General features: G+C 39.6%; 13 protein-coding genes. All 13 read right to left on the bottom strand.

Going from position 1 to position 11,906, the window contains the following annotated elements; genetic code table 11:
* Positions 1 to 16: 16 nt before the first annotated feature.
* The 13 genes from murA to upp all read right to left on the bottom strand — a co-directional run bounded on the left by murA (position 17) and on the right by upp (position 11,614).
* Complete coding sequence (gene murA / locus F0527_RS01005) at positions 17 to 1,318, bottom strand: UDP-N-acetylglucosamine 1-carboxyvinyltransferase (RefSeq protein ID WP_147195397.1); 1,302 nt, start codon at positions 1,316 to 1,318, stop codon at positions 17 to 19.
* 443 nt (positions 1,319 to 1,761) lie between these two features.
* The gene (locus F0527_RS01000; protein WP_066791753.1) at positions 1,762 to 2,007 is read right to left on the bottom strand and encodes a DUF1146 family protein; all 246 of its coding nucleotides are present in this window, start codon (positions 2,005 to 2,007) and stop codon (positions 1,762 to 1,764) included.
* Between the two features lie 204 nt (positions 2,008 to 2,211).
* Positions 2,212 to 2,616 (bottom strand): F0F1 ATP synthase subunit epsilon, encoded by a 405-nt coding sequence (locus tag F0527_RS00995; RefSeq protein WP_066791752.1) that lies wholly within the window; start codon positions 2,614 to 2,616, stop codon positions 2,212 to 2,214.
* Between the two features lie 24 nt (positions 2,617 to 2,640).
* Positions 2,641 to 4,056, bottom strand: coding sequence for a F0F1 ATP synthase subunit beta (gene atpD, locus F0527_RS00990; protein ID WP_066791751.1), 1,416 nt, complete (start codon positions 4,054 to 4,056; stop codon positions 2,641 to 2,643).
* Positions 4,057 to 4,103: 47 nt separating this feature from the next.
* On the bottom strand, positions 4,104 to 4,964 hold the full coding sequence (gene atpG, locus F0527_RS00985; protein WP_150283466.1) for an ATP synthase F1 subunit gamma: 861 nt from the start codon (positions 4,962 to 4,964) through the stop codon (positions 4,104 to 4,106).
* A gap of 51 nt (positions 4,965 to 5,015) precedes the next feature.
* A complete protein-coding gene (gene atpA, locus F0527_RS00980) occupies positions 5,016 to 6,536 on the bottom strand; it encodes a F0F1 ATP synthase subunit alpha (protein WP_066791749.1) in 1,521 nt (506 codons plus the stop codon).
* Between the two features lie 28 nt (positions 6,537 to 6,564).
* Positions 6,565 to 7,101, bottom strand: a complete 537-nt coding sequence (locus tag F0527_RS00975) for a F0F1 ATP synthase subunit delta (RefSeq protein ID WP_150283465.1) — start codon at positions 7,099 to 7,101, stop codon at positions 6,565 to 6,567.
* Positions 7,098 to 7,622: a F0F1 ATP synthase subunit B gene (gene atpF / locus F0527_RS00970; RefSeq protein ID WP_147195405.1), complete on the bottom strand. Its 525-nt coding sequence runs from the start codon at positions 7,620 to 7,622 to the stop codon at positions 7,098 to 7,100. The genes F0527_RS00975 and atpF overlap by 4 nt, the downstream gene beginning before the upstream one ends.
* 163 nt (positions 7,623 to 7,785) lie before the next feature.
* Positions 7,786 to 7,998, bottom strand: coding sequence for a F0F1 ATP synthase subunit C (gene atpE, locus F0527_RS00965; protein WP_066791746.1), 213 nt, complete (start codon positions 7,996 to 7,998; stop codon positions 7,786 to 7,788).
* A 77-nt stretch (positions 7,999 to 8,075) separates the two neighbouring features.
* Positions 8,076 to 8,789: a F0F1 ATP synthase subunit A gene (gene atpB, locus F0527_RS00960; protein ID WP_150283464.1), complete on the bottom strand. Its 714-nt coding sequence runs from the start codon at positions 8,787 to 8,789 to the stop codon at positions 8,076 to 8,078.
* Positions 8,790 to 8,817: 28 nt separating this feature from the next.
* Positions 8,818 to 9,189 (bottom strand): ATP synthase subunit I, encoded by a 372-nt coding sequence (locus F0527_RS00955; RefSeq protein ID WP_066791744.1) that lies wholly within the window; start codon positions 9,187 to 9,189, stop codon positions 8,818 to 8,820.
* A gap of 653 nt (positions 9,190 to 9,842) precedes the next feature.
* Positions 9,843 to 10,961, bottom strand: coding sequence for a non-hydrolyzing UDP-N-acetylglucosamine 2-epimerase (gene wecB, locus F0527_RS00950; RefSeq protein ID WP_150283463.1), 1,119 nt, complete (start codon positions 10,959 to 10,961; stop codon positions 9,843 to 9,845).
* Positions 10,962 to 10,984: 23 nt separating this feature from the next.
* Entirely contained in the window at positions 10,985 to 11,614 is a 630-nt protein-coding gene (gene upp / locus F0527_RS00945; protein ID WP_066791742.1) for a uracil phosphoribosyltransferase, read from the bottom strand.
* Positions 11,615 to 11,906: the final 292 nt, after the last annotated feature.

The following is an 11,906-nucleotide window of genomic DNA, read 5'->3' as shown; positions in this document are numbered from 1 at the left end:
GAGTTTTTTTCGTTTTTTATGAATTAACTTGCAATTCTTTGGCAAAGACTTCTTCTGTAGAGATACGTTCGATATCAGCACCTAGAGCCGCTAATTTTGTATGGAAATTAACATATCCTCTGTCCAGGTGTTTCAGTTCTGACACGCGTGTAATGCCTTCAGCTACTAAGCCAGCTAGGATTAATGCTGCAGCTGCGCGCAAATCTGTCGCTGCTACTTCTGCACCTTGCAATTTGCAAGGTCCATCAATCATAACAGAGCGGCCATCGATTTTAGCATTCGCGTTCATACGACGGAATTCTTCTACATGCATGAAACGATTTTCAAAAACAGTTTCTGTAATAACACTTGCACCTTCTGCAACAAGCATTAATGACATAAGCTGTGATTGCATATCAGTAGGGAATCCTGGATGTGGCATTGTTTTCACATCAACTGCTTTTAATGGATGTGTTGCACGGACGCGCAAGCCTTCTCCTTCTTCCTCGATTTCGACGCCCATTTCCACCATTTTAGAAATTAAGGCTGTCATATGCTCTGGTACTGCATTTTCAATGTGTACATCTCCGCCAGTAATTGCAGCTGCAACCATGAATGTGCCTGCTTCAATTCGGTCAGGAATAATAGAATGTATTGTACCATATAATGTTTCAACACCTTCGATACGGATTGTATCCGTACCAGCGCCGACTACTTTACCGCCCATTTCATTGATGAAATTCGCTAAATCGACAATTTCCGGCTCTTTTGCAGCATTTTCGATAATTGTCGTACCATCTGCTAGCGCTGCAGCTGTCAAGATGTTCTCTGTCGCTCCAACACTTGGGAAATCCAAGTAAATTTTAGCGCCTTTTAATCGGCCTTCTGTGTGTGCTTCTACATAGCCATGGCCAGTAGAAATTTTAGCTCCCATTAGTTCAAAGCCTTTTAAATGCTGATCAATTGGGCGAGAGCCGATTGCACAGCCACCAGGCATTGCTACGCGCGCATAGCCATTGCGGGCAAGAAGCGGACCCATCACCAAAATAGACGCACGCATTTTGCGTACAAACTCAAATTGAGCTTCAGATGATAATTGTGCCGAAGCATCAATTTCAACAATATTTTCCTCACTTGAGAAAGATAATTGAACATTTAAGCTTTTTAGTACTTCATCTATTGTATAAACATCGGCCAAGTTCGGCACGTTTTTAATTATATTTTTTCCTTCAGATGCTAATAACGATGCTGCTAGAACTGGTAGAACAGCGTTTTTTGCTCCTTCTACTTTTACTTTCCCGCTTAACACCTTACCGCCTTTTACAACAATTTTCTCCACAATATGTCCCTCCGAACTTATTCTAAATATCCATATTTATGTTTCAGTCCATCAAATTCATCCATTTTTTAAATCATCATTGTAAATAATTAGTAACAAAGCAAATTACATAATACAGCTTTTTCTGGATAAAGACAAGCACCGTTTACACTATTTTAGCAGTCTACGAATAAATAACTATAGTATTCCTATATTACGTAAAATACTTTGGAAGTGTGTAAAGATTTTCTAAAATTCTGCACCCAACTTAGGTACCCGTCATTTTCTTGGATAAAACAACTTACGACAATTTATTTCCCAGGCAATGTTACGCTTTATGCAAAAGAAATAATGTATGATGCATCAAATTTGTATAAGTGCATACATCTATTATAATACATCATCCGGATTGAATGTTTGTATAATCAGTTTGTGCCATTATTTCTTTTGCATACAGAATAGCTTTAATTAAATAAATATGGCAATTGTTTAGACCATGCTGCAATCGCAAGAAAGAAATTTGACACAGTTGCACCAATGGCAATGCTCAATAAAATAAAAACAAGCTGTATTTGGAATACATGATTTTTTTTAAAGATATTCTCCACCCTAAAGGCTTGCAATGCATAAAAGGTAATAGCAATAAAGAAAATATGTGAACATATGCTAATTAGTGCATTTTGGCCAACCATTGTTGTGATTGTGTTCATAACATCCCTCCTTAATACTTGTAAAAAAGCGAGCAGAATATCCTGCTCGCTTAAAAAGTTAATTTTATCCGGCTTAAAGGGCAGTAAGACTTTCCATCATCAAAAAGTTCAGATGGAGATCGCTGTCTCTAAAAACCCGAATAGAATACTTACTATCAGCAAGGAATGAAGAAAACCCAGCCAATTGAAGTTTCACTTTATTACTTAGATGTTACCCTCTTTAACGTTGATACGATTCATCGCGCGTTTTAGAGATAATTCCGCACGTTTGAAATCAATGTCATCTTGCTTGCTTTGAAGTCGGCTTTCAGCACGTTTTACAGCTTCCTTCGCACGTGCTATATCAATTTGATCAGCAACTTCTGCAGAAGGTGTTAGGATTGTCACTTTATCAGGACGAATCTCAACAAAGCCACCGCTTACTGCTACAACATCCATACTGTTGTCTTTTTTAAGTCGAACAGCACTAACTGCTAAAGGAGCTACTGTTGGAATATGTCCAGGCAGTATACCCATTTCACCAGTTACAGTCTTCACAATAACCATGCTTACTTCTGAATCGTATACTGGGCCGTCAGGAGTGACAATGTTGACTACAGTTGTCTTCATATTTTTTCCTCCAAGTCCCTAGTATTAAAGTTCTACGCCCATATCTTTTGCTTTCGCAACTACTTCTTCGATTGGACCTACAAGTCGGAATGCATCTTCTGGTAATTTATCGTACTTGCCATCTAGAATTTCTCTGAATCCGCGTACAGTATCTTTTACATGTACGTAAGATCCTTTTTGGCCAGTGAATTGTTCTGCCACGTGGAAGTTTTGTGATAAGAAGAATTGAATTCGGCGTGCGCGGCCAACAATCAATTTATCCTCATCAGACAACTCGTCCATACCAAGGATTGCGATGATATCTTGCAATTCGTTGTAGCGTTGTAATGTTGATTGTACTTGACGAGCTACATCATAGTGTTCTTTCCCTACGATTTCAGGAGAAAGCGCACGTGATGTTGACGCAAGTGGGTCAACCGCTGGGTAGATACCCATTTCAGATAATTTACGTTCAAGGTTTGTTGTTGCATCTAAGTGAGCGAATGTTGTAGCAGGAGCCGGGTCAGTATAGTCATCGGCTGGTACATATACAGCTTGGATAGATGTTACAGAACCTTTATTTGTAGATGTGATACGTTCTTGCAAACGACCCATTTCAGTCGCAAGAGTTGGTTGGTAACCTACTGCAGATGGCATACGGCCTAAAAGCGCAGATACTTCAGAACCCGCTTGAGTGAAACGGAAGATATTATCGATGAATAGTAGAACGTCTTGTCCCATTTCATCACGGAAGTATTCAGCCATTGTAAGACCAGTCAAAGCTACACGCATACGTGCACCAGGTGGCTCATTCATTTGTCCGAATACCATTGCTGTTTTCTTGATAACGCCAGAATCGCTCATTTCGTAGTAAAGGTCGTTACCTTCACGAGTACGTTCACCTACACCAGAGAATACGGAGATACCACCGTGTCCTTGTGCGATGTTGTTGATTAATTCTTGGATTAGTACAGTTTTGCCTACACCGGCACCACCGAATAGGCCGACTTTACCACCTTTGATATAAGGAGCTAATAAGTCAACTACTTTAATACCTGTTTCAAGTACTTCAACATTTGTTGAAAGTTCTTCGAATGTAGGTGCTTCGCGGTGGATTGGGTCACGGCGAACATCTGCTGTGATTGGTGCGTCTAAGTCAATTGTTTCACCTAATACGTTGAATACACGACCTAGTGTTGCTTCACCAACTGGTACTGAAATAGCAGCACCTTTGTCAGTTACGGCTGCGCCACGTTGCAAGCCATCTGTAGATGACATTGCAATTGTACGAACAGCGTTGTCACCTAAGTGAAGAGCTACTTCCAGTGTAAGCGTTACAGCTTCTTCATTTGGACGTTTGATTTCTACAGTTAGCGCATTGTTTATTTCTGGCAATGTGTTGTTGTCGAATTGAACATCGACAACTGGACCCATTACTTGAAGAACGTGTCCTGTGTTCATACTTGTATTCCCTCCTATCGAACTATTACAGCAGTGGGGAAGCTCGCCTATTCTAAGGCTGCAGCTCCGCCAACGATTTCTGTAATTTCTTGTGTAATCGCCGCTTGACGTGCACGGTTATACAATATTGTTAAGTCATTGATTAATTCATGAGCGTTATCTGTAGCACTCTTCATTGCTGTCATACGTGCAGCATGTTCACTCGCTTTACCGTCTAGCAACGCGCCGTAAATCAAGCTTTCTGCATATTGAGGCAGCAATACTTCTAGAATCGCTTCGCCTGATGGCTCGAATTCGTAGCTTGCCCCTGTAGCGCTTGACGGAGTTATATCCGTAATTGGCAATACTTTTTTCTCCGTAGGTTCGTTGGCAATTGCACTGATAAAGTGACTGTAATACATATAAAGTTCATCATATGTACCGTCTGTGAACATACCAACAGCTTTACGAGCAATTTGTTTAATATCCGCAAATGAAGGTTGATCGGGTAAACCGATTTCTTCTCCTACGACAGTGAAGCCTTGTTTACTAAAGAAATCACGAACAACACGGCCCACAGCAAAGATCACGACGTTTTCTTTTGTATGGTTATGACGGTTCATTGCGTCTAGTGCAGTACGAATAACATTCGAATTGTATGCACCCGCAAGACCACGGTCTGAAGCCATAATCAAGTAAGCCGTTTTCTTCACCGGACGAGAGACTAACATAGGATGTGAGCCATCTGGTGTGCCTGCTGCAATCGCTGCAACAACATCTTGTATTTTATTCATATATGGAACATATGCTTTAGCATTCGCTTCGGCACGCGCCATTTTAGAAGAAGACACAAGCTGCATGGCATTTGTGATTTTACTTGTACTCGTTGTAGATTTAATGCGTTGTTTTACTTCGCGTAATGATGCCACTGGTATTTCACCACCTTACCGTTTTATTTTATCAATCCGCATCAAAAAATCTTACTCAGCTGAAGGAGCGAAAGTTTTCTTGAATGCATTAAGAGTTGATGCCATATCTTCGTCAGATGGCAGGCCTTTTGTTGTGCGAATTTGATTTAAAACGCCGGCGCCTTTTTCGTCATTCGCATCTAACCATGCATATAGTTCTTGTTCAAAACGAACAATATCTTGCACAGGGATATCATCTAAGAATCCTTTAGTTAATGCGTAAAGAATAACTACTTGTTTTTCAACTTTGATTGGTTTATTTAGATCTTGTTTCAGTACTTCTACTGTACGTTGACCACGTTCAAGTTTAGCTTTTGTAGCCGCATCAAGGTCTGAACCGAATTGAGCGAATGATTCAAGCTCACGGTATGCCGCTAAGTCAAGACGTAGCGTACCTGCAACTTTTTTCATCGCTTTAATTTGAGCAGAACCACCAACACGAGATACAGAAAGACCTGCGTTGATCGCTGGGCGTACACCAGAGTTGAACAAGTCTGATTGTAAGAAGATTTGTCCATCAGTGATAGAAATTACGTTTGTTGGAATGTATGCACCGATATCGCCTGCTTGTGTTTCAACGAATGGAAGCGCAGTGATTGAACCGCCGCCGTAAGATTCGTTTAATTTCGCAGCACGTTCAAGTAAACGACTGTGTAAGTAGAATACGTCACCAGGGTAAGCTTCACGACCTGGAGGACGGCGCAATAGTAATGAAAGTTCACGATAAGCTGCTGCTTGTTTAGACAGATCATCATAAACGATAAGTACGTCTTTACCTTGGAGCATTAACTCTTCACCCATTGATACACCAGCATAAGGAGCTAGGTATAAAAGTGGAGCTGGAGATGATGCAGAAGCAGTGATAACGATTGTGTAATCTAAAGCTCCGTTTTTGCGCAATGTTTCAACAACGCTACGTACTGTAGATTCTTTTTGGCCGATTGCCACATAGATACAAGTCATGTTTTGGTCAGCTTGGTTTAAGATCGTATCGATCGCAACAGATGTTTTACCTGTTTGGCGGTCACCGATGATTAACTCACGTTGGCCACGACCGATTGGAACTAAAGCGTCAATCGCTTTAATACCAGTTTGTAGTGGTTCATCAACTGATTTACGTGCCATTACGCCGAAAGCAGGGCTTTCGATTGGACGAGTTTTTGTTGTATGAATTGGACCTAGTCCATCCACTGGTAAACCTAATGCGTTTACTACACGGCCAATTAGTTCTTCACCAACTGGCACTTCCATAATACGACCTGTACGACGTACTTCATCGCCTTCTTTGATGCCTTTAGCTGGTCCTAGAATAACAATACCGACATTATTTTCTTCTAAGTTTTGTGCCATACCAAGAACACCTGTTGAGAATTCTAATAATTCTCCAGCCATGACGTTGTCTAGGCCGTGAGCACGAGCGATACCGTCACCAACAGTGATGATAGTACCCACTTCGCTAACTTGCATTTCAGATTGGTAATTTTCCATCTGTTTTTTTATAAGTCCACTGATTTCTTCAGCTTTGATGCCCACGTTTGTCACCTCTTTAATGTTTATTGGATTAACCGATCAATTTACGTTGTAAGCCTGTAAGCTTTGTTGAAACAGAATTATCGTAAATCTGGTTTCCGATTTGAACTCGAATGCCACCAATTAAGCCTGGCTCGATTTCGTTTGTAATATGGAGCGCACTTTTTCCTACCAATCCTGCGAATGTGGCAGAAATGCGTTTCTTTTCTTGTTCTGTAAGCGGACGAGTCGAGAAGACAATCGCATCTGCAATGCCTTGTGCAGCATTCGCTTGTTCAATAAATGCATCAATTACATTGACCACTTCATGAATGCGTTTTTTATCAACTAACAATTTAAGCGCATTCACAATAATTGGCTGTACAGAAGCAAAAAGTTCAGAAAGGATTGCTTTCTTCTTCTCATCGCCAATACGTGGTGAATCTAGCAATTGGAAAAGCTCGCCGTTCTCTTTGAAGGCAATCTTCACTTCACGTAAGTCTTCTGTTACTTCTTTCAGCAATTTATGTTCCACAGCTAATTGAAATAAGGCTTTTGCATATCGAGTGCTAGCAGTCGATTGGCTCATCGATTTTCCCCTGCCTTCGCAATCGTTTCTTCGATTAGTGAACGATTATCTTCTTCGGATACTTCTTTATTAAGCACTTTTGAAGCTGCAAGAACAGAAAGCGAAACCACTTCTTCGCGCAATGCGGCAATGGCTTTTTCTTTTTCTGTTTCGATATCACGTTTAGCAGATTCTTGTAAACGCACAGCTTCATTGCGAGCTGCTGAAACAATCTCTTCTTTTTGAAGATCTGCTTGTTTCTTCGCATTTTCAACAATCGCTTGTGCTTCTACACGCGCTTCTTTAAGAAGGCTACGTTGTTCTTCCAGTAATTGTTTCGTTTCTTGGCGGCTTTTTTCAGCTGCCTCTAAATCACCCGCAACTTGCTCTTCACGTTGTTGCATAATGCCCATCAAAGGACCCCATGCAAACTTTTTCAGAAGAAGCATTAGGACGATAAAGACTACTAATGTTGCAAGAATATCTCCCCAGTTTACGCCTGGATGAGCTGCTTCACCTAGTAATAGATAGTCTAAAAACACGATTGTTTCACTCCCTTCAAGAGCCTAGAGTTCATATCATTTATGATTGAATCTTTGTATAAGATACACATTCTTGAGTCATTTTCCCTTAAGACATAAAGGAATGGCGAAGGATTCAATAAATGGAATTTTCTTCGCCATTTGATAAAACAGTTAAAGACGATTATTTGTTCATTACGATAAATGCGATAACTACCGCGATGATTGGAAGGGCTTCGACTAATGCTACCCCGATGAACATTGTTGTTTGAAGAACGCCACGAGCTTCTGGTTGACGAGCGATTCCTTCTACTGTTCTTGAAACGATTAAACCGTTACCGATACCTGCGCCAAGTGCACCTAAACCAACTGCGATTGCTGCTGCTAATAAACCCATTGTTAATTTTCCTCCTTGGAAATTGTTTGTATTTTTGTGGTTGTCAGCTGCCTAGCAAATGCCAGACAAATTTATACTTAATGGTCTTCGCTCACTTTGTGAGACATATAAACCATTGTTAACATAACGAAAATAAATGCTTGGATTGAACCGATAAACACGGAGAATCCTTGCCATACTAATGTTGGGATGGCTGCTGCTGCAAAGCCCCAACCTGACCACATAGTAGCCAGTCCTGCAAGCAATCCTAGTAGAATTTCACCTGCATAGATGTTACCATAGAGCCGTAGACCCAACGTTAACGTATTCGCAAACTCTTCAATAATTTTCAAAGGGAATAAGAATAACATTGGTTTTGTGAATGTCCCGATATAATTACTCATACCGCGCATTTTCACGCCGTAGTAGTTTGATAATACGAGGATCATTACTGCTAGAGTCATTGTAATAGTAGGATCTGCTGTTGGTGATTTCCACCATAAGTATCCATTGACTTTCACTGAGAATGGAAGACCTAACATGTTAGCAACAAAAATGAACATAATCAGCGTGATGCCCAATACATGGAACCTTCCGCCAGTTTTCCAGTCCATATTACTGTTGATAATATTTTTCACAAAATCCATAACCCATTCCATAAAGTTTTGCATGCCTGTCGGCTTTAACTTTAGGCTTCTTGTAGAAATGAAAGCGATTAGAAAAACAATTAAAGCTGTGACAAGCAAAACTAATAAGTTTGCCGGGTTAAAATCTAATCCCCATAATTCAAAATGCGGATTGTTGTGTTCCACTTTGTATTCACCTCACTTTCAACTGTGCTTATTGGTTTTTTACATGAAATACGATCCTGTCTACTAAAAGCAGAACGTACGGAATCATTAGCCCAATGACAACGCTTACTAAGTGAAAATATGTGGGCCACGTAAGTGCGACTGCTGCCGCTGCGAAACCAGAGGCAAAACGTAAGCCGGAACCTAAACCAGGAGCCCTTTTCTCTTCACTCAACGCACGGTCAAATTTTTCCATTCTTCGGACTAGAATCCAAAAGTTATAATGACCAAAAAGCACGCCTACTATGAGACCAGCGAATACTGTTTTAAAAGATGTGAAGCCCCAGCCTAGCGCACAAAATGCGAGCAAAAAAAATAACATTTTCTTTTGCCGTGCAAAAATCTGATGCATTTCAAGCATTGGTCTTTAATCTCCTGAATCTTATTTTCGAATGATGGAAGTAATAGCTGACCACCGAATAGATGCCAGTTAAGTAGTAAAATACTACTAGCGACTCAATAGACAAAATATCACTATTCACAAAAAGTAAATATGATAAATAGACCAGAGGAAACCGCTTTACTTTTGACATCGACTAGACGTACAAAAACCGCTAAAATTCTGCAGTAAACCTATTTTCACTGCACATTTAGTAGAAACTTGGTATCAAAAGATTTTCAAAGAGTTTTTTCTATGAAACCCTTATCATTCTTACCCTTTGTAAGCATACAATAGTGAATATTTCATGTCAATTGGTTATTGAGAAAATCTTCACAAGATGCCTAATTTGTCAAATAGTAGACAAATATTTAAGCATTATTATCCTTTTACTATTTTTGGTTGAATGGTAGATTTAATTCCATCCTCGAAACATAGTTATAAACACTCTTACAAGAAACCATAATAATATATTAAAAAAATGATATAAATAAGAAAAACACCTTATAAACTCTAAAAAGTTTATAAGGTGTTCTGGAAATTATCATTCATTCATTCAAAAGCAAATTGATAAACCAATTTTTGTTAATATCAACTAGCAATTTTCATTTTTTCTTGATAATAGAAAAAATACTTTATTTTGTTGTTAAATAATCGTATAAAAATTCAACTATTCTTTCAGAAGCATGTCCATCCCCGTATGGATTAGCAGCATGTGCCATGCCATTATATGCCTCTTCATTTGTCAATAATTCACTTGCTAACCGATAAATAGTTTCTTCATTTGTTCCGGCTAGCTTCAATGTCCCTGCTTGAATTCCCTCTGGACGCTCTGTTGTATCACGCAGGACAAGGACTGGCTTCCCAAGCGACGGCGCTTCTTCCTGGACGCCGCCAGAATCAGTTAAAATCATATAAGATCTTTTAGCAAAGTTATGGAAATCAAATACTTCTAAAGGCTCAATCAAATGAACTCTTGATTCTTCTCCAAGTATTTCATTCGCAATTTCTCGTACAGCTGGGTTCATATGAATCGGATAAACAATTTGAAGATTATTAAATTCATCAATTAATCGTTTAACAGCTTTGAATATATGACGCATCGGTTCCCCAAGATTTTCTCTGCGATGGGCTGTCAGCAGAATCATGCGATCTTTACCGATTTTTTCTAAAATAGGATGTGTGTAATTGTCTTTAATGGTTGTTTGCAGCGCATCAATCGCCGTATTGCCTGTAACAACAATTGCTTGTTCGTTTTTATTTTCGCTCAACAAATTTTGCTTTGCTTGTTCAGTTGGCGCAAAATGAATGTCAGCCATAATCCCTGTCAACTGGCGATTCATTTCTTCCGGGAACGGAGAATATTTATTGCCAGTTCTAAGGCCCGCTTCGACATGTCCGATGGCAATCTGGTTATAGAAGGCTGCAAGACTTGCGATAAATGTAGTTGTCGTATCCCCATGTACAAGAATAATGTCAGGAGTTACTTCCTTCAAAACTGCATCTAAACCTGCCAATCCCCTTGTTGTCACATCAACAAGGGTTTGGCGTTCTATCATAATGTTCAAATCATAATCTGGGGTGATTTGAAATGTTTCCAGCACTTGGTCGAGCATTTCTCTATGCTGCGCAGTTACGGTCACAATCGTTTCGAACTTGTCTGGATGCTTTTTCAATTCCAATACAAGGGGCGCCATTTTTATTGCTTCTGGTCTTGTCCCAAATACCGTCATTACTTTCCATTTTTTAGACAATCAAAACACTCCTTGCGAAATCATTATTTTGTGCCGAATAAACGGTCTCCAGCATCGCCAAGACCTGGAACAATATAACCATGGTCATTTAGTTTTTCATCTAATGCCGCGATATAAATGTCAATTTCCGGGTGATGCTCATGAATAGCTTCTACACCTTCTGGAGCAGCGATCAAGCACATAAATTTAATATTTTTAGCGCCACGTTTTTTTAGTGAATCGATTGCTTCGATCGCAGATCCACCTGTTGCTAGCATTGGGTCCACAATAATAAATTCACGTTCTTCAATATCCGCTGGGAATTTTGCATAGTATTCAACAGGCTTTAGTGTTTCTGGATCGCGGTAAAGACCGATATGCGCAACCTTTGCAGCTGGAATTAATTTTAACATCCCATCTACCATACCTAAGCCTGCACGAAGTATAGGTACAATTGCCATTTTCTTACCGGATAAAACTTGTGTAGTTGTTTTAGTAACTGGTGTATCGATTTCGATATCTTCTGTTGGCATATCACGTGTAATTTCAAAAGCCATCAGTGTAGCCACTTCATCTACTAGTTCACGAAACTCTTTTGTACCTGTGTTCTTATCACGAATGTATGTTAGCTTATGTTGAATTAATGGATGGTCAAATACGTATACTTTTCCCAAGGTGTTCTCTCCCTACTTATATATATTTATCTTGCTTTTGCACACAACTAATCACCCTAAAATAAACTCAGAAGAGAATGCTTTTAGGAGAATTCTTACTGCGTGTGAAAGCCCGATCGCAACTGCCAATCTGCAGAAATGTAATTCTACACTGTTGGTAGTTTCAGTTTATCCTGCTTATTATAACAGAAATAGCAGGTTCTTATGTAATTCGTTTATATTTTTTATTAACTTTATATTCTCATTGCCCACAAAATGGGGCTCACTTAATGTTATGACGTTACAACATGAC

It is taken from the genome of Rummeliibacillus sp. TYF-LIM-RU47, assembly GCF_008638315.1.
Lineage (GTDB): Bacteria > Bacillota > Bacilli > Bacillales_A > Planococcaceae > Rummeliibacillus > Rummeliibacillus stabekisii.
This window is presented reverse-complemented; position numbering and strand designations above follow the sequence as displayed.